General features: G+C 56.9%; 14 protein-coding genes. 6 read left to right on the top strand and 8 right to left on the bottom strand.

Going from position 1 to position 18845, the window contains the following annotated elements; all coding sequences use genetic code 11:
* The first annotated feature begins 30 nt into the window (after window positions 1-30).
* Both lysA and ABDK75_RS09655 read left to right on the top strand, forming a co-directional pair.
* Window positions 31-1362: a diaminopimelate decarboxylase gene (gene lysA, locus ABDK75_RS09650; RefSeq protein ID WP_346005705.1), complete on the top strand. Its 1332-nt coding sequence runs from the start codon at window positions 31-33 to the stop codon at window positions 1360-1362.
* Window positions 1355-4036 (top strand): DUF4175 family protein, encoded by a 2682-nt coding sequence (locus ABDK75_RS09655; protein ID WP_346005706.1) that lies wholly within the window; start codon window positions 1355-1357, stop codon window positions 4034-4036. The genes lysA and ABDK75_RS09655 overlap by 8 nt, the downstream gene beginning before the upstream one ends.
* Window positions 4037-4103: 67 nt before the next feature.
* On the opposite strand, the gene ABDK75_RS09660 is transcribed toward ABDK75_RS09655, so the two are convergent.
* The 6 genes from ABDK75_RS09660 to ABDK75_RS09685 form a co-directional block, all read right to left on the bottom strand.
* Window positions 4104-4790 carry an HAD family acid phosphatase gene (locus tag ABDK75_RS09660; protein ID WP_346005708.1) on the bottom strand — a complete coding sequence of 229 codons (687 nt, stop codon included), beginning with the start codon at window positions 4788-4790 and terminating at the stop codon, window positions 4104-4106.
* Window positions 4787-5929 (bottom strand): MFS transporter, encoded by a 1143-nt coding sequence (locus ABDK75_RS09665; protein ID WP_046899622.1) that lies wholly within the window; start codon window positions 5927-5929, stop codon window positions 4787-4789. The genes ABDK75_RS09660 and ABDK75_RS09665 overlap by 4 nt, the downstream gene beginning before the upstream one ends.
* A gap of 78 nt (window positions 5930-6007) precedes the next feature.
* Window positions 6008-6772: a CDP-diacylglycerol diphosphatase gene (locus ABDK75_RS09670; protein WP_099210322.1), complete on the bottom strand. Its 765-nt coding sequence runs from the start codon at window positions 6770-6772 to the stop codon at window positions 6008-6010.
* Between the two features lie 8 nt (window positions 6773-6780).
* On the bottom strand, window positions 6781-8259 hold the full coding sequence (locus tag ABDK75_RS09675) for a Ppx/GppA family phosphatase (RefSeq protein ID WP_346005709.1): 1479 nt from the start codon (window positions 8257-8259) through the stop codon (window positions 6781-6783).
* A gap of 6 nt (window positions 8260-8265) precedes the next feature.
* Window positions 8266-10458, bottom strand: a complete 2193-nt coding sequence (locus ABDK75_RS09680) for an RNA degradosome polyphosphate kinase (RefSeq protein WP_099210326.1) — start codon at window positions 10456-10458, stop codon at window positions 8266-8268.
* A 183-nt stretch (window positions 10459-10641) separates the two neighbouring features.
* Window positions 10642-11313, bottom strand: a complete 672-nt coding sequence (locus ABDK75_RS09685) for an HdaA/DnaA family protein (RefSeq protein WP_046899863.1) — start codon at window positions 11311-11313, stop codon at window positions 10642-10644.
* A 155-nt stretch (window positions 11314-11468) separates the two neighbouring features.
* Between ABDK75_RS09685 and purM the strand changes: the two genes are divergently transcribed.
* The 3 genes from purM to ABDK75_RS09700 all read left to right on the top strand — a co-directional run bounded on the left by purM (window position 11469) and on the right by ABDK75_RS09700 (window position 14753).
* Window positions 11469-12530, top strand: a complete 1062-nt coding sequence (gene purM / locus ABDK75_RS09690) for a phosphoribosylformylglycinamidine cyclo-ligase (protein ID WP_099210328.1) — start codon at window positions 11469-11471, stop codon at window positions 12528-12530.
* Window positions 12527-13108 carry a phosphoribosylglycinamide formyltransferase gene (gene purN / locus ABDK75_RS09695; RefSeq protein WP_346005711.1) on the top strand — a complete coding sequence of 194 codons (582 nt, stop codon included), beginning with the start codon at window positions 12527-12529 and terminating at the stop codon, window positions 13106-13108. The genes purM and purN overlap by 4 nt, the downstream gene beginning before the upstream one ends.
* A 232-nt stretch (window positions 13109-13340) precedes the next feature.
* The gene (locus ABDK75_RS09700; RefSeq protein ID WP_346005712.1) at window positions 13341-14753 is read left to right on the top strand and encodes a DUF2142 domain-containing protein; all 1413 of its coding nucleotides are present in this window, start codon (window positions 13341-13343) and stop codon (window positions 14751-14753) included.
* A gap of 72 nt (window positions 14754-14825) precedes the next feature.
* Here the strand turns inward: ABDK75_RS09700 and ABDK75_RS09705 are convergent, their stop codons facing one another.
* Both ABDK75_RS09705 and ndk read right to left on the bottom strand, forming a co-directional pair.
* Window positions 14826-16229: a DUF2142 domain-containing protein gene (locus ABDK75_RS09705; RefSeq protein WP_346005713.1), complete on the bottom strand. Its 1404-nt coding sequence runs from the start codon at window positions 16227-16229 to the stop codon at window positions 14826-14828.
* Window positions 16230-16385: 156 nt separating this feature from the next.
* Window positions 16386-16808 carry a nucleoside-diphosphate kinase gene (ndk, locus tag ABDK75_RS09710; protein ID WP_046899630.1) on the bottom strand — a complete coding sequence of 141 codons (423 nt, stop codon included), beginning with the start codon at window positions 16806-16808 and terminating at the stop codon, window positions 16386-16388.
* Window positions 16809-16922: 114 nt separating this feature from the next.
* Between ndk and ABDK75_RS09715 the strand changes: the two genes are divergently transcribed.
* Complete coding sequence (locus ABDK75_RS09715) at window positions 16923-18839, top strand: ABC-F family ATP-binding cassette domain-containing protein (protein ID WP_346005714.1); 1917 nt, start codon at window positions 16923-16925, stop codon at window positions 18837-18839.
* The last annotated feature ends 6 nt before the right edge of the window (window positions 18840-18845 follow it).

Genomic DNA, 18845 nt, shown 5'->3' on the forward strand with positions numbered 1-18845 from the left:
TCCAAGCGTCCACGATACGGTAGGAAGATCATGAATGCTCTCTCTTCCGAACCCACGCTCAACGACCTTCTGACAAGCCGCCCTCCTCTGGAGGTCAATGCGCGCGATGGTCTTCTTTTTGAAGGCGTGCCTCTGCATGTCATCGCCGCCGTAGCAGGAACCCCCTGCTGGATCACGGGAGCAGGCACTCTGCGTCGCCGTGCAAACGCGCTCAAAGCTGCTTTTGAAGCCCGCAAGTTGCCGGTGCATTTCCATTTCGCGATGAAATCACAGGATCATCAAGCCACACTCACGATCCTCCGCGAATGTGGCTATGGCGTGGACATCGTGAGCGGTGGAGAGATGACCCGCGCGCTACATGCCGGGATCAAGCCGGATGGAATCGTCTTTTCAGGCGTTGGAAAATCGGATCTTGAACTTCACGCAGCAGTGGAACACGGCATCCGGCAGATCAATGTCGAGAGCGTGGAAGAGCTTTATCGCCTGAACGATATTGCACGGGCCTGTGGCAAGATCGCTCCGGCAGCACTCCGCGTGAACCCGGATGTCGACGCACAGACGCATGACAAGATCAGCACGGGCCGCGCAGGAGACAAGTTCGGGATTGAACATCGTCGCGCGGTTGAACTGTACGCCGAAGCTGCTGCTTTGGAGCATGTGGAGCTTGTCGGCCTGGCGGTTCATCTTGGCAGTCAGATGCTGACGGCCGAGCCATTTCGCCAGGGTTATTCCCGTCTGGCCGATATGGTTCGGGAAATTCGTGCCCTAGGGCATACCGTCAAAACAGTGGACTGTGGCGGTGGGCTAGGCATTCGCTATCAGGATGAAATCGCTCCACCTCCGGAAATGCTGGCCGGTGTCATTGCCGAAACACTTGGAGACCTTGGGGTAGAGCTCAGCATTGAGCCCGGCCGCTGGCTTTCTGCACCAACCGGAATTTTGCTGTCCCGCGTGATTGAAACAAAAGCTGGCAATCCGGATTTCGTCGTGATCGACGCGGCAATGAACGATCTCGCCCGTCCTGCGCTTTATGATTCTTGGCACGGTATTCTGCCCGTCGCTCCGGCGGCATTCAACGATGCACTCAAACCGTGGGACGTGGTGGGACCAGTCTGTGAAAGCAGCGATATCTTTGCCAAGGACCGGGTTCTGCCCGCTTCCCTGAAGCGCGGAGATCTTGTCGCCCTTCTGGACACGGGAGCATACGGATCCGTCATGAGTTCGACCTATAATTCCCGGCCGTTTGCTGCGCAGGTTCTGGTCGATAATGGTCGCTGGGAGATCATTCGCCAGCGCCAGAGCGTCGAAGACCTGATCGCCGCAGAAACTATTCCGGACTGGCTCCTGCCCGCCCATGGCTGATTCGTTTGCCGCAGCAGCTCGCCTAGCTTCCGTCCGCCGTCGCGCTCGACGCGTTCTGTGGTGGGAACACGCCTGGCCAGCTCTGCGCTGGTCTTTGCTTCTCGCGGCATTCTATCTGCTGGCCTGTCTGGCCCGCATTCCCCAGTCATTGCCTGACTGGTTACACGCTCTTTTCGAGCTCACAGTCTTAGGGACTGCCTTCTGGCTGGGCATCAAAGGCCTGCGTGCTATCCCGCAGCCTACGGATGCTCAGGTTGATCGTCGGATCGAGCGCGACTCTCGCCTGGCCTATCAGCCCCTTCTGACCTTAGCAGACCGCCCCGCCTACGCAGCAGATGGCGAACAAGGCGCCATCTGGACGCAGCACGTTCAACGTGTAGTTTCCTCTCTAGGACCGCTTAAGGTCAGCCTGCCAAAGCCAGACGTCACGACGCAGGAAAAACTCGGGCTTGCCTCTATAGTCGCAGCCCTTGCCATTGCGGCCGTTCTGAGCGGCTCACATTCCCAATCCCGCTTGCACGCTGGCCTTGTGCCCGGTGTCGATGACGACAGTATTCCGCTCCCGTCCGTTCAGGCCTGGATCGACCGACCATCCTACGCTCCCGGCGCGCCAGTGTTTCTGTCTCAAACGCAGCAGGGCAATCCCATCCACGTTCCTCAGGGTGCCATTCTGAATGCGACCATTACAGGCACATCCGGGCGTCCGGTTCTTCGGGGGGCGACCTCCATCAGTCATGACCGTCTGGACGAACAGAGCTGGAGCGAAAAAGCCACGTTGCAGCAGACCGGCACGGTCACGCTAAAAGCCCGCGGCCGCACGCTGGGTTCATGGCGCGTGAACGTCGAGCCGGATCTGCCCCCAGTCGTAGCCTGGGACGGAAAACCCGCTCCCCAGAAAGATGACTGGCGCACCAGCCTTCCCTGGCACGTTCAGCAGACTTATGGCGTAGCCTCTCTGGAAGCGGAAATCCGACTGCCTGACCTGCCCAAAGGCCGCGTCGTGCGTGTTCCAGTGCCACTGAATGGACACCCCAAAGATGCGAAGGGAGAGGCACGCCCAGATCTTTCTTCGGACCCGTTTGCCGGAATGGAAGTCGAAGGCCGCCTTCATGCCGTTAGTGTTTCCGGCCGGGAAAACCACAGTGCTTTTGTACGCTTCCACCTAGGTTCCCGGAAGTTTTCGGACCCACTGGCACGAGCCATTGTCGCATTGCGTCGCCGGTTGATGCTGGGACAGGAACGTCCGCAGCAGGCGGCAGACGAACTGAAGCTCCTGACGCAGACAACGGATGTCCTCGCCCTCCTCGCCCCACTTGGCCTCGATATTGCTTCCCTGCAGTCCAATGCTCCTGAAGGAGCGGCGGAACAGGTGCCAGGGCAGCTTTGGGCACTAGCTCTGTATCTCGATGATCTCCGTCGGGACGGGCCGGAAATTGCGGATGCAGCCGCGGCCGTCCGGGCAGCACAGCAGAGTGTTCAGCAACAGCTCGATCACATGCAGTCTCTGGGAGATAAAGGCCATACTCTGGTTGAACAGGAAGAGCTTCAGAAGCGCACGAAAGCTCTCAAGGACGCCCTTAATCACCGCATGCAGCTTCTTTTTCAGAAGGCAGCCCAGAGCGGCATCATGATGCCGCAATCCGGCACAAGCTCTGCTGATCCATGGTCGGATCAGATGCAGCGCCTTCAGAACGATGCATCGCAGGGGCATGGGGATGAAGCATTACGTAAACTCCAGCAGATGGAAGACATGGCCGAGCATATGCGTCAGGCCACGCCGGAAGATCTGAAAGCCCTCGCGGCTCAGATGAAGGCTCAGGAAGAGGCACGCGCACAACGTGCCGCCCTCCATGATCTGGTTCATCGGGAAACGACCCTGCTGGATCATGCACAGTCCCGTTTGTCTGCTGCCCGCAAGGCCGCTCTGCCGCCTGACCAGCAGGACGGCCATGAAGACATCAGCCAGATGTCTACAGCCGATTTGCTGCGCCAGCTTGGAATGCAGCCTCCGCCAAATATGGAACAGTCAGCATCTCCAAAACCGGCAGCGCCTGTTGATCCTGCGACAGTCGCGGCGCAGTCGCCTGAACGCCGCGCAGATCATGCCTTTCAGCGTGCACTCTCTCGCGTGGATGAAATTCTTGGCCGTCGGGTAAAAGACCTGACAGGCAAGCCTGCCACTGCGTTCGACAAGGCAAAAGCGGATATGCAAGATGCCCGCAAGGCCTTGGCAGACCGTAAGGATGATCAGGCACTTACGGCAGAACAGAAGGCTCTCGCGGATCTGTCTGAGGCCGGAAAGCAGATGCGCCAGAGCCAGAAGTCCGGCGGATCTGGCCAAGGTAAAGGCGGAAGCCTGAGTTTCATCCCATCCATGGGTGGTGGTGGCTCTGGGCAACAGCAGCATGGCAAGGCTGGACAGCAGGGTGACGGAGGCGATCAGCCTGACGCCGGGGATGATGACGACGGGGACGAAGACCGCAAGGATCAGGATCCACTGGGCCGCAAGCTCGGCGAAGGCCAGAGCGGCAAGGATTCGGACGCCCACATCCCTGATCGTAACGCCCGTGATCGGGCACGGGATATCGAACGTGAACTACGTCGTCGCGCTTCCGACAGAACCCGCCCTCAGGGTGAACTGGACTATCTGGAACGTCTTCTAAAGTCGTTTTGAAGCCACAAAAAAAAGGTGCTCCGGATTTTCTCCTGAGCACCTTTTTTATACCGAAAACAGATATGTCTTAGGGAACGCGATAAAACGGGTTGGGGAGAAGGAAGCCCTTCTCTGCATGTCCGTCCGCAAGATCAGAAGGCTGATCTCCCAGGCTTGCAATGATCGTATACCCCTTGGCCTCGATGGCAGCGCGCGCTGGTGCCTTATAGTGCGCCGCATACCCATGAGATGTCATTGGGCGTAGATCCAGCCCGTCCCAATGCTTGATTCCCGCCAGATGAAGATTGCGTGCCGTCGCTTCACGCTCGTCTTCATGACGGCCTGTGATGAAGAACACAGCGACATGATTTCGCTCGGCTTCATTAATCAGAGCCAGGGTGGAAGCGAACGCCGGAGCACGGCCGCTCTTTTCCCAGGCAATCGCCCCGCAAGGGCCTTTCGGCAGCGCATCACAGGGACCATTGGCAATATAACCAAAGTTGTCCGCACGGATCTCGTCCCAATTGGAGAGTGTCGTCTCGTCAATATCGAGAACAATAGCTGGCTTGTGCACCTGAGGCGCCCGCTCGGACACCCAGTGACGAGCCTGTGCGATCACCGTGTCAAAATCGTGCTGGTAGTCACCACTATCGTGATACGCGCTGGCAGCCATGACAGCGTCACCAACGTTGGCAGGCTGCTCGGCGTAAGCTGCAAATGGCGTGAGAGCCGCACTGAAGAAAAGCCCGGTGGCGAGCAGAAAGGAACGGGTCATGGCGGGGCCACCTTTCGCGAAAAGAGAACAAGACCGACCCCAACCAGGGCCAGAGCCGTTCCGATAACGGAAACACCGGGATAACCCAACCCCATGGACAGGGCGACACCACCCAGAGCGGCCCCGATCGCATTGCCAAGATTGAAGGCACCGATATTGACCGAGGATGCCAGGGCTGGTGCATCGTGAGCAGCCTGCATGACCCGCATCTGAAGAGCTGGCATCAAGGCAAATGTCGCCGCGCCCCAAACGAGTGTTGCGATCAATGCACCTGGGACGGTTTGAGCCACCCAGGGGAAGAGCAGCATGACGGCACCCAGAATGGGAAAAAACATCAGCAGACTGCCATCCAGAGAACGATCCGCGCTGCGGCCACCAATCGCATTTCCGATGGAGAATCCAACGCCCGTCAGCATCAGGGCAACCGTGATGACCAGTGGGCTGGCATGCGTGATGTGCTGAAGAATAGGCGTGATGTACGTGTAGAGCACGAACATGGCCCCTGCCCCGATGGCCGTCGTGGTCAAAGCGAGCAGAACATTCGCCCTCAACAGCGCCTTGAGTTCACTGGCAACGTCTGGAACAGGACCAGCCTCACGGGCCGGAAGAGCCAGTTGCACGGCAATCATGGTCAGAACGCCCAGAATGGCCGTCACACCAAAGGCCATATGCCAGCCGAAATTCATGCCAAGCCACGTGGCAGCCGGGACGCCGATAATGTTGGCGACCGTCAGCCCCATGAACATTGTTGCAACGGCACTCGCCCGGCGCTCTGGCGCAACAACGGCAGACGCTTCGACAGCGCCCAGCCCGAAGAACGCACCGTGCGCCAGACTGGTCAGAACGCGTGAAGCGAACAGAAGCTCATAGCTTCCTGCAACGGCAGACAGGAGGTTCCCCGCAACGTAAAGCCCCATCAGGAGCGTCAGGGCGAATTTCCGACGAAGTCTTGCGAGAAGAAGAGTTATGAAAGGCGCGCCGACCATCACGCCTACAGCATAGGCCGTTACAAGTCCGCCCGCTTTCGGGACAGTAACCTGAAGGCCCTGTGCAATGACAGGCAGAAGACCCATCGGAGTGAATTCGGTGGTTCCGATGGCGAACGCGCCCACGGCCAGCGCCAATAAAGGCCAGTTCACGGGCAATCTCCGGGATTAACAAGTGTTCGAGGATGATCGAACCATGCCAGTCCCGAAGGCAGAGAACAAGATGGAGGGTTACATCATCCCGTTCATGTGCATGCCCGGCTCCATGCCGTCCATATGCATGCTCTTGTGTTTTGGATCATCAATCTTGCACTTGTGATCCTGAACTTCCTCACCGGATGCACGGTCCAGAGCATGAGCGACATCGTCGAGAATGACGAAGCCACCATGATGGCCCGGTGTCACCACGATCGTATGATCACCCATATTCTCCGCACCGATCAGCCGGAAAGGCGACTGATCAAGGGTCTGCACCAGCTTGGCACGATACGGATGACCGTAAAGGGAGACCGGGGTCCAGTCCTCACCAATCATGTTCTTGTCAATTTCCCCACGGACATAGGGCGTCAGACAGTCAATATGAATGTGGAGCTGGTCCTGCGTCCGGCCATCACGGGAATTAATAGCCAGCGAAAGGTGATCGTCTGAAACGGGAAAACCATATCCCTCAGACACCCGGTGACGTTCGGCCCAAGCTTCGGAGAAATAGTTTGGCGTGTCAGTCTGAAGCAACGAAGGATCTTCGATCCCAGGCACTTTTCGCGTGGGGATGAGCAGATACTGACCATGCCCGGCCAGATCTTTCAGAAGAGCATAACCGTCCTGCGGATCATACACTGCACACGGATGATGCTGGGCATCCTTCGCGCAACGGCTTCCAACAAGCTCCCACAACTTGTTACGGTCATGCCCAGGAACCTTGCCACAACCGACAAGGCCGGCCCCAATCGTGAGGGCCGCACACAGTCCCAATGCAGCCTTAGTCCCGATCTTCATTCTCAAACTCATTCTTCCCTTACCTGAGCCTCAAGCTGCATGGCTGCGGCCAATCGTTCAAAGCGTCGACGGACTGCACTTCCTGCTGCACGCACACTCCGTGCACCGAGGATCAGCACAAGCTGAGGTTCTTCCACCAGCAGGCGGCATTCTTCCAGCAACACTTCCGTTCCCGCGCACAGCGTATAGGCCAGACGCAGCGCCAGACCCAGCTTCACAGCACGATCAATTTCAGAGCGGGACAGAAGGCGGCGCGAGGGCTCAATCAGTGGAGCGTCCATCGCCACTTCATAACGCACGGCCAGGGTCAGGCCGATAAATGCACGGGCCGTGTGTTCGAACCCCACGCCGTGACAATGCATCACACGCTGATAGGTCTGTTCAGCACGATATTCCGGATGATCGTATGATCCGATATCCGAGAGGGTACAGGTCAGTTGACGCAGACGCTTCTGGGACGGTGTTTCACCCCGGAAAATCGGTGTCGTCCAATCCACGAGCGCCTTGGAGAGCGTCACGCTTCGCGCCAAACGGTCCGCCATTTCCTCCGCCAGCGTCGTCATGGGATCCTCCCCGGCGACAGAGGAGGCGACGTGTCGCATGTACCAGCCTTCCCGCAGGCCGTCCACGCTGAAGACCACTTTGGACGGACGAACACGTTCCATCAGGCACTTGAGGACGACCGCAGCGAAGGGCGCATCACCCAACCGCTTGCGTGGGGCATTTGGCAGTTTTTCAAGAGTTCGTTTTGAGGCACCGATGACCCAATCCGACATCTCCCGTGCTTCACCCTCAGAAAGCGTGAAGAGATGGACAAGATTCAGAGGATACTGCGTCCGTGCAATCTGAAGACGTGCCAGAGCCCGGAACGCTCCGCCGACCAGATACAATGGGCGGCCACTCATACCCGGAAGCCAGTTGACCTCCTGAAGCATTTCAGAGGCAATCCGCTCAGCTTCCAGCAGAACACCCTTCGCCCGATCCTGAAGACGAATGACGCCAAGCTTGGTTGTCAGGGCTTCATAATATTGTCCGTCAGCAACATGGATGAGCTCCAGTGAGCCGCCGCCGATATCCGCAACCAGACCATTGGCTTCCGGCAGCCCGCAGAGAACACCACGGGCCGCATAATCTGCTTCCTCAGTGCCTTCGAGCACACGGATGGCTACACCAGGCATTCTTGCACGGATGGCAGAAACGAAGTCAGGCCCGTTGGAGGCGTCACGCACAGCCGCTGTGGCCAGAACTTCGAAAGGTTCCGCTCCCATGGCCCGTGCGACTGTGTGGAACCGGCCCAACACGTCCATCGCCAGGGTAACGCCCTCGTCGTTCAGACGACCCGTTGCATCCAGACCGCGCCCCAGCTTGAGTGTCACTTTCTCATTGAAGATGGGGAGCGGATTGCGCGCTACGCCTTCGAAGACCACGAGCCGAACGGAGTTGGACCCGAGATCGACGATGGCGGAGCGCTGTGCAGATGATGACATGAGGTTTCAGTCTTCCAGAATCCGGTCAGGCCGTTCGCGCGGGCGATGGGCCTCCGGAAGAGCTTTTTCCCGTGCGGCCGACCCACGGCCAGACAGGGAGGGATTGTTCATGAAGTACTCGTGTGCGGAGAACGGGTGTGCACCAGGAGACACCCGATGCCAACGCCCGTCCTTGGAAAGCGTCCAGCTCTGAAGGTTGTCCTTGATATTCATGGTCATGATCTGGCCGAGAATCTGCGCGTGGACGGTTGGGTTGGTGATAGGCACCATTGCTTCTACCCGCCAATCCATGTTTCGCACCATCCAGTCCGCGGAAGAAATGAAAACTTTTGCCTTATGCGACGGCATCCGGTGACCATTTCCAAACGCAAAGACACGCGCATGCTCCAGAAAACGGCCGACAATGGACTTGATGTCGATGTTGTCAGACAGCCCCGGCACACCCGGGCGAAGGCAACAGATTCCACGAATGATCCCAACGATCTTCACACCGGCCTGCGACGCTTCGTAAAGCAGGTCGATCAGTTCAGCATCGACCAGACTGTTCATTTTCAGCCAGATCCGGGCGGGACGGCCTGCTTTCGCGTGAGCGATTTCATCACGGATGAGCTGTTCAAGGGTGGAACGGATCGTCATGGGAGAGAAGGCTAACGCGTCCATTTTTTCCGGCGTGGCATAACCGGTCATGTAATTGAACAGCCGCGCAGAGTCTGACGCAAGTTTTGGATCGCAGGTGAAGAACGACAGATCCGTGTAAATCCGGGCCGTAATGGGATGATAGTTCCCGGTCCCGAAGTGGGCGTAAGAACGCAGTGTTCCGTTTTCACGACGCACCACAAGGCTCAGTTTCGCATGCGTTTTCAGATGCGCGAACCCGAAAACAACCTGTACGCCAGCCGCTTCCAGCGCACGCGAAAGACGAATATTGGCTTCCTCGTCGAACCGGGCACGCAGCTCAACCATGGCCGTGACGGATTTTCCAGCTTCCGCCGCCTCTATCAGAGCATGAACGATCGGACTATCGCGTGAGGTCCGATACAGCGTCTGCTTAATGGCCAGCACATTCGGATCACGCGCAGCCTGCCGCAGGAACTGCACAACCACATCGAAGCTCTCGAACGGGTGGTGGACGACAATGTCCTTAGCCCGGATCGCTGCGAAGCAGTCTCCATCATAATCCAGAATGCGTTCCGGGAAGCGTGGGCTGTACGGTGGGAAAACCAGATCCGGGCGGTCATCCACAATCAACTGCTTCAGATCTACAACGCCCACAAAATTGGGCATGACCACGACATCTTCGTCACCAACACCCAGCTCTTCACCCATTTCGCGCCCGAGCGTTTCAGGGAGCTTGTGATCAAGAGCCAGATGAATACCGACGCCACGACGGCGCTGCTTAAGCGCTGTTTCATAAGAACGAACGAGATCTTCCGCCTCGTCCTCAAACTCGACGTCCGTATCACGGATAATCCGCAGGACACCGGCCGCACCAATCATGAGACCGGGGAAAAGGCGATCTGCAAACAGGCTGATCAGGTCTTCAAGCAGGATGAAGCGGATTTCACCCGTAGCGTCCTTGCCTTCACCAACCCGGGACGGAAGGCGCAGGAAACGCGGTACCTGTGCGGGAAGCAGGATCAGCCCGTCCATGACGTGCTTGCCCGAGGCGGGGTCTTTGAGCCGCATCACCAGCGCCAGCCCCATGTTCGGAATAAACGGCAGCGGATGAGACGGATCAACGGCCAGCGGTGTCAAAACCGGGAAAACACGCTCATCAAACAGGGCTGAGAGCTGTGCGAGATCCGTAGCGTCCAGGCTTTCGGTCGACAGGATGGAAATACCGGCCTCTTTCAGCTCACCTTCAAGCTGATGCCAGACGCGCTGCTGCTCTGCGAGAAGGAACCGGGCTTTCTGACGCACAGCCGAAAGCTGCTGAACAGGCGTTGCTCCATCCGGGCTGCGCACAACCATGCCTTCACGGACCTGCCCTACCAGCCCCGCAACACGGACCGAGTAGAACTCATCAAGATTACTGGCGCTGATGGAGAGAAAACGGACACGCTCCAGAAGCGGATTGCGCGAACTTTCGGCTTCTTCAATGACGCGTTGATTAAAGTCGAGCCAGGAAAGCTCCCGGTTGATGAACCGCGCTGGGGATGTTGGCATGTCAGCATAGTCTTCAGCTGTCGGAACAACCATTCTGCGCCGCCGGGCCCGGGTTGCGGCTGGCGTCAGATTCCCCTCTCGCGGCTGGTTGCGCGAACGTCGACGGGGAGTTGGCTTATTATTTTCAGTCGTCACGATGGTCTCTTCCGGGAAGCTCGAACCAAAACCCGTTTAAGATCAAGGCTTGGGAGAAGTGTGTCAAACGTAGGTTTTATGTCATTCCTCTGACATATCAGGCATCAGAAGATCGGGAAGCATTTCTCGCGCAAGCGCCCGTGTAATTGCAGTTCCACGTGCGAGAGCCGCATCATCCAGTCGCTCAACCGCCGAAACCAGAGCATTTCCCGTGCGCGGCAGATGACGCCAAAGCCATTCCGTAACGGACTGCGAAACAACGAGCTGACGATCCGCCAGAAGAGAAAGCAGCAACGTTGCACGCAGATCGTCTTCCGGCTCTCCCGTGGCCGTCGTTGCGGTCGCACGGAGCCGGCTTCCCAGATCTGGCAGGGAGACATGGCTGCGTGACGGTGGAAGGCGCCCAACCATCAACACCCGGTCCCCCTGCGTCAGCGCGTCATTCAACAGATGGAGCATGGTTGCCTCATCGCCGGGCGAATCGGCGTTATCAATCGCAAGGTTTCCCCTTACGCGAATGCGCCCTCCGGAAGAGGCGTGAGAAAACAGGCGTGCATCCAGAATGGTCGCATCATGCTCCTGCGCCCAGACAGATAACAAATGGGTTTTTCCCGTGCCCGCTGGCCCCCAGAGCCACAATCGGCCATCAGGCCACACTTTGCGTGAAAGCCATGCGCGCGCAGGCGCATTTGAAGGGCTCGTGATGAAGCGTTCAGCTGTCATCGCGGTCGGACGACGCAGAGGAAAGGCCATCTGAGGTCCGGCATCGCTTATGGCGTGCCCTTCCTGTCCGTCCTGTTTTGTCATCCCTCATCCCTTTTCATGCCGTTACGCCTTCAATTCAAGCGTTCCGCCCGCGTGCAGGATGCTCTAGAACGGCGTCACGTCAACCAGCGGGAAGCTTCATCATGACCGATCAGCCCGACACCTCACAGGGCGCCAGCTATGCACAGGCTGGTGTAGACATTGCAGCAGGCGATGCCCTGGTCGATGCCATCAAGCCCGCAGCCAAAGCCACGAACCGTCCTGGCACTATGGGCGGACTGGGCGGCTTCGGTGCCCTGTTTGATCTGAAGGCTGCCGGTTTCACCGATCCGGTCCTTGTCAGTTGCACAGACGGCGTGGGCACGAAACTCATGGTCGCGATCGAAGCCGGCAAGCATGATGAGGTCGGAATTGACCTCGTGGCCATGTGCGTGAACGATCTGGTCGTTCAAGGCGCAACCCCGCTGTTCTTCCTCGACTATCTGGCGACCGGCAAGCTCTCCATTGAAGATGCCTCAACGGTCGTGAAGGGCATCGCACATGCCTGCGCAGAGTCCGGCTGTGCGTTGGTCGGTGGCGAAACCGCAGAAATGCCAGGTATGTATGCACCGGGACATTATGATCTCGCCGGCTTCAGTGTCGGCGCGGCAGAACGCGGCGCCCTCCTTCCCGCAGGCATCCGCGAAGGCGACGCACTGATCGGAATGCCCTCCTCAGGCGTTCACTCGAATGGCTTCTCTCTGGTTCGGGAAGTTGTTCGCCGTTCAGGCCTCGGCTGGAACGATCCTGCTCCCTTCTCTGAAGGGCATACACTCGCTGAAGCCCTGCTAACACCAACGAAGCTGTATGTTCGCAGCGTGCTGGATCTGCACGCCAAGGGCCTGCTCCATGGCTGCGCGCACATTACCGGCGGCGGCCTGCCGGGCAATCTGCCGCGCGTCCTTCCGGAAGGTCTGGGTGTTCGCATTGACGGTTCGTCGTGGGTCGTCCCATCCGTATTCCGCTGGATGGCAGAAACCGGAAATGTTTCAGCTGATGAAATGCTCCGTGTCTTTAACTGTGGCATTGGCATGGTTCTCGTCACTCCTGAGCCAGAGCGCGTTCTGGCTGAACTGGAAGCCCGCGGAGAAAGCGCTTTCCAGATCGGTGAAGTTGTCCGTTCCGACGAGGCTTATGCCCTGACGGCACCGGTCTCCTTCGCATGATGCAGAAAATGCCCATCGCTGTGCTTATCAGCGGGCGTGGCAGCAACATGCGTGCACTGATCGAGGCCTGTGAAAGGCCGGATTTTCCGGCTCGGATCGTACTCGTGCTCAGCAACAAGCCGGATGCGGCTGGTCTGGAGGTCGCCCGCGCGGCCGGTCTCCAGACGGCGGCCATTGACCACAAGGCGTTCGGGAAAGACCGCGAAGCTCATGAACGCAAAGTGGATGCCGCCATCCGCGCTTCTGGAGCCCAACTCGTCTGCCTTGCCGGATATATGCGTGTCCTGACGCCTTATCTCGTCAACGCCTGGGATGGCCGGATGCTCAACATCCACCCTAGTCTGTTGCCAGCATTTCCAGGACTGCACACGCATGAGGCTGCCATTGCTGCCGGCGCAACCGAACACGGTTGTACTGTCCACCTCGTAACTGCCGGGGTAGATGAAGGGCCTATTCTTGGGCAAGCGCGTGTGCCGGTTCTGAAGAGTGACACGCCCGATACACTTGCTGCACGCGTACTGGAACAGGAACATGCCCTGTATCCTTCGGTTCTACAGAACTACATCAACAGACAGTAAGCAGACGGCGGGATGAACAGAAATTTCTTCTTTCATCCCGCTCCTCATTTTATCTGGGCACTGTGTACTAAAGACACCTCTCAGTTAAATGCCCTGCCGATAATGACCGCAAAAAACGCTCAGCACTTCCAAAACTCAGTTTTATAATTTGCGGATTGCCTTACTCTGAGTGGGTGCATATGAGCCCGGATGGCAGTCGGTCATGTGCCCCAACAAGGAAATAAGCACTGATATGAAGTCCGTTTCGTCATTTTTTGCGTTCTGCAAAACAAATCTGCGGCTTCTTGAACTCGCTTATCTTCTCGCAATTGCCGTTATCGGCGTTTTTCTTGTGTACCGCGTCACGCCGGTTAGTGGCGTAGATGAAGAATTCCATTTTTACCGCGCGCAACAGATCGCTCAGGGAAATCTTCTGGCACAGCGTTATTCGGGGCATATGTTCGGGGGTGGGCTCGACACCAGTATGCTGACCTGGGTGCGCTATTTCAATGCAAACCGGGACCAGCACAAGCCTTCTGACAGCAATGTCGCTGCGCAGATTGCAAAGGATCGGGAGAACTCCAAAAGAGACCGGGAAGTCGTTCATTTCCCCTCGACCGCTTCATATTCCCCACTGATGTATATTCCCTCCGCCGCCGCCATGATAATCGCCAATGCCGGACATGGCGGCGTGGATACAAGATATTACGCTGGTCGTTTAGGGAATCTGTTTGGATACATCGGGATGCTCGCACTCGTCCTTGCGGTGCTGCCCGTAGGGCGACTGTCTGTCCTTGCCCTGATGACCACGCCAACAAGCCTCCATCTGGCGACAACATATAGCGCCGATCCTGTCACCAATCTGGGATCAATGCTGTTCCTCGCCTGCTGCCTACGGGCCCGGATGGCCACTCCCGAAGACCGGAAAATCTGGATCCGGCTGATTATCGCTTTGGCCGCTCCGCTGGGGCTTTTCAAATTAACCTGCAGTTTTCTAAGTCTCGGCTGCTTTCTTGTGCCGACGAACTCCTTTCCGACCCAGAGAAAATATATCCAATTCTGTATGACGGTCGTCGGATTGAGCCTTGTCTCCGCCGTTGTCTGGAACGGAATTTACCCATTCACGCCTGCGCATTACTGGAATACGGGAGGAGATCCTAAAGTCCAGATCCTGACCATGCTGAAGCACCCATGGTCTTTTGTTCGGGAAATCGCTGAAACTTACCGTGTTGGCTCGCACTGGTGGTGGGAGGACGCATGGGGACGTTTTGGCGGCGGCCCAGTGCCACTTTTCTTCAAGATTGGTGAAGGCACTGGGTATATAGCTATAGCTCTAATTGTTCTAATGGCTCTCGCTGACAAACGGCCCATTGCTAGTCCACGGTCCGGAGCAATCCTGATTGCGCTTGGTGCGCTTTATTCGCTCTTAACCCTTCTGGCATTCTACGTTGGGTTCTCTCACCTTGGAGAGGACACTGTCAGCGGCCTTCAGGGACGTTATTTTTATATAAGCTGTGCTGCTATTCTAAGTGGCGTTCTGTTGTTCCTGCCGCGCCAGAACAAGACGTATCAAACAGTCTGTGCGGGCCTTTTAGGCGCCTATTTCGTTTGCGTTGCGCATGTCTGCATTGAAGCAACCGGCATTTATGCGCGTCTTTGGAATTAACCCATAGAAATCCAAGGGGTCGGCTACTTCTTTCGCGGAAACCGTCCCCTCACTATTAAATGGTCCCGGCAATTACCAATACCGCGCCAGTATCGTCTGAACGATAGCGCCAAATCCTACCCATAGCCCCACCGTAAGAAGCGCAATTTCCACGGCTTTTGCTTTAGCAACGGACAGAAAATGGGGCGTTGATACGAAAGGAAAGATCAGCACTGAGAAAATGGCCGAAGGGATATAATATCTCCCCTGAAGACCGCCAATATAACTGTCACCGACGGGGGTCCAGATAAGATAGAGAGAAAGGCTGACAGTGCTGACAGTCCCAATGGATACACAAAATATGAGCGCCTTTCTCAGCAGCTCTTCTCTTCCAATTTTTCCTGTCAGGTAAAGACAAGAGAAAATACCTGCGAGAATGAAAAACATGACTTCGAACTGGTAAAACCAGTCTGGAAGTCGTGCATCAAGCCATCCCAGAACACCGACAAACTGACCCATTAAGGAATGAACAGAAACCCTGACTGTGTGCAGGAGTACTGTGATTGTTTTGAACGGGTGAGAAAGAACGAAATGTAGCTGACGCGCCGCATCAACGTCATCTAACGAGCGAAAAGGGATCTTCGTTGAGTGAACGCCCATAACCGACCATGCCAGAGCAGCAAGTGCGGCAAACACACACGCACCCGCAGCCGAGCGCCAGGCTGCCCATGGAGCAATGATCAGCGGTAGAAAAGCGATAAGAATATAAGGCGGCTTGGATGCAATAATGCATCCCATCAGAAGCGCGAGTGTCGGCCAGAACCATCTGTTCTTGCAGAAATCATCATTTAATCGAGTCATAAGAGCCGTACAGACTGCACAGGCTGCGATCAAAGGCCCATCCTGAGAGCAGGACGCGAACAACGACAGCGACATCGGCATTGAGAGAAATGCCGCAATAATCAGTCGTCCCTGACGGACAATCGCAAGGGCGAACATTCCGGCAAGGACGCAAAAGACGGCGTTGGACAGGCGCGCCAGATAAAAGGACTTTAGAATGTCTTCATGAAGTCTTTTGCCGACTTCAATCCCCACCACTGATGGAAAATAAAAGATCGGAGAATAGATCACCGTGTTTGGAAAGCCTGCTTCCCGCTTCGGACTTTTCCAGCTTAACGGTGCGCTGCCGAAGATACGGTTCCAGTCTACTTTCCGTTCATATCGACCTTTGAGATCATCATATCTGTAAGCGAATACAACGCTGTCTTCAGGAATGACACCACCGCTATCAGAGGCACTGAAACGATGGCCGATCAACTGTCCCTGAGAAATCTGTATGGCTCTCTGAAAATGATTTGGCTCATCTGCGACCTGTAATGGCGGGGTCGCAATCACCAGAAACATCAGGCAGGCAGAGACCAGAAGTCCCCAGACGATAGCCAGCGGATATTTGTAAAGGAAAGAAGTTGTAGCGTCGTTGCCCACAGATCGAACCATGCCTCTCTTCCATCATCATGCCGCAGAGTGGGCCTGGATGACAGCGGAACCGGGAACGTGTGAAGGCTGACCAGTCGGGGCGTTCAGATACCGTCCCAAATCATTGGAAATGGAGAGCCACAGAGCCTGCGGCTCTCCATTGGCAGAACCCAGACCTTACGGCAGGATTTCTGTCTCAGCGAAGAAGAAAGCGATCTCGTTCTTCGCGTTCTCAAGGCTGTCAGAACCGTGCACGGAGTTTGCTTCGATGCTTTCAGCATAAAGCTTACGCACGGTGCCCTCAGCTGCATCAGCCGGGTTCGTTGCGCCCATGACTTCACGGTGCTTTGCAACAGCGTTCTCAGCCTGCAGAACCTGCACGACAACCGGCTCAGCGAGCATGGAGGACACGAGGCTGCCGTAGAACGGACGCTCCTTGTGAACTGCATAGAAAGCGCCAGCCTGCTTCTCGGTCAGCTGGATGCGCTTCTGAGCAACGATGCGCAGACCGGCTTCCTCGAACACGGCATTGATCTTGCCGGTCAGGTTACGCTTCGTGGCGTCGGGCTTGATGATTGAAAGCGTGCGCTCGAGAGCCATCTTTCTTCTCCTGTTGGACAAAGGGGTAAATCCCGCCGTTCCACTAGAGCAAATTCGTAGTTCCTGATAGGTCTGTCGCGGTTTTTTCACTCTTCCCGACTGATCGAGGCGCCCGTGAGCCTGCTCACCATCACTGACCTGACTCTCCGCATCGCCGGCCGTACCCTGCTGGATGGCGCATCGCTGACAGTCGACCCCGGTCGGAAAATTGGCCTCATCGGAAAAAATGGGGCTGGAAAATCAACACTTCTTGGCGCGATTGCAGGGGATATTGCCCCGGATGGGGGCACCATCACGCTTGCAAATCGGGCCACAATGGGCCGCGTAAAGCAGGAAACACCATCTGGTGACACCTCGCTGATCGACACTGTGCTCGAAGGCGACATCGAGCGCGCGGCTCTCCTTGCCGAAGCCGAGACTGCCACGGACCCTGCCCGTATCGCAGATGTGCATGAGCGCCTGATTGCCATTGACGCCTACACGGCCCCCGCCCGTGCCGGTGCTATCCTGTCGGGGCTGGGCTTCGATCAGGACGCGCAGCTTCGCTCGGTCTCGGACTTCTCAGGCGGCTGGAGAATGCGTGTCTCGCTGGCGACGGCCCTCTTCCTCAGCCCTGATCTCCTTCTGCTGGATGAGCCCACTAACCATCTTGATATCGAAGCCACCCTCTGGCTCGAATCCTGGCTCGCAAAATTCCCTGGTGCGGCTCTGATCGTCAGTCATGACCGATCACTTCTCGACAATACAGTCGATGCCATTGCTCATCTGGATCATCAGAAACTCAGCCTGACGCCCGGCGGCTACGACAACTTCGTGCGCATCCGGACAGAACAGGCCCTTCAGCAAAATCGTATGGCTGAGCGCATTGCAACACAGCGTGCGCATATGCAGTCCTTCGTCGATCGCTTCCGCGCGAAAGCCACGAAAGCCAAACAGGCTCAGGCCCGCCTGAAAGCGCTTGAGCGCCTTCCGCAGATTGACAGCGTAGTAGAAGACACCCCGACGCGCTTTTCATTCCCGGAACCGCAGCCCCTTCCCCCACCGATGATCACCCTCGACAATGTCAGTCTAGGGTATGATGGACGGGTGGTTCTCAAAGGGCTGAACCAGCGGCTCGATATGGAAGACCGAATCGCGCTTCTGGGCCAGAACGGGCGCGGCAAGTCCACATTCGCCAAGCTACTGGCCGGACGTCTTGATCCCATGGCGGGATCTTACAATCATTCGCCAAAGCTTAAGATCGGCTATTTTGCGCAGCATCAGGCCGATGAACTTATCCTGTCTGAAACACCGATCGACCACATGGCCCGCGCCATGCCTGACGCGACGCCGGTTGCCGTACGCTCGCAGCTCGCGCGCTTCGGACTGGATGTTAATCGCGCTGAAACCCGTGTTTCAGAATTGTCCGGCGGGGAAAAAGCACGCCTTCTTCTCGCGCTCTCCACTCGTGACGCCCCGCATCTTCTCATCCTCGATGAGCCAACCAATCATCTTGATCTTGATGCACGCGATGCCCTGATCCGTGCCCTTTCCGAATTTGAGGGCGCGGTAATCCTCATCAGCCATGACAGCCATCTGGTGGAATCCGTGGCGGATCGGTTCTGGCTGGTTGAAGACGGGACCATTGCGCCGTTTGACGGCGACATGGCGGAATACAAGGCATGGCTGGTCGAACGTGCTCGCAAGGCCAGAGCGGAAAATACGGAGCGGAACAGAAACGCCAATCGTCCGGCCTCGCAGGAGGCGTCTCAGGCGACAGCTCCCCAGAAGAAAATTGACCGCAAGGAGCTCACACGAGCGCTGGCCCCGCTCCGCCGGAAAATTCGTGATGCTGAAGCGAAGCTGGCTCAGATCAATCGGGAAAAAGAGAAAATTGAGACCAAGCTTGCCGACCCGGAGCTCTATCAGTCAGGGAATCCCGGTGAAATCGCGTCGCTGAATGCTCATCTTTCTGCTCTGAACGCGACACAGGAGAAAACAGAAGAGCTCTGGCTCGAAGCACAGGCGGAACTTGAAGATGCTTCTGCCTAACCAAAG

It is taken from the genome of Gluconobacter sp. OJA, from assembly GCF_039638325.1.
Taxonomy (GTDB): Bacteria; Pseudomonadota; Alphaproteobacteria; order Acetobacterales; family Acetobacteraceae; genus Gluconobacter; species Gluconobacter cerinus.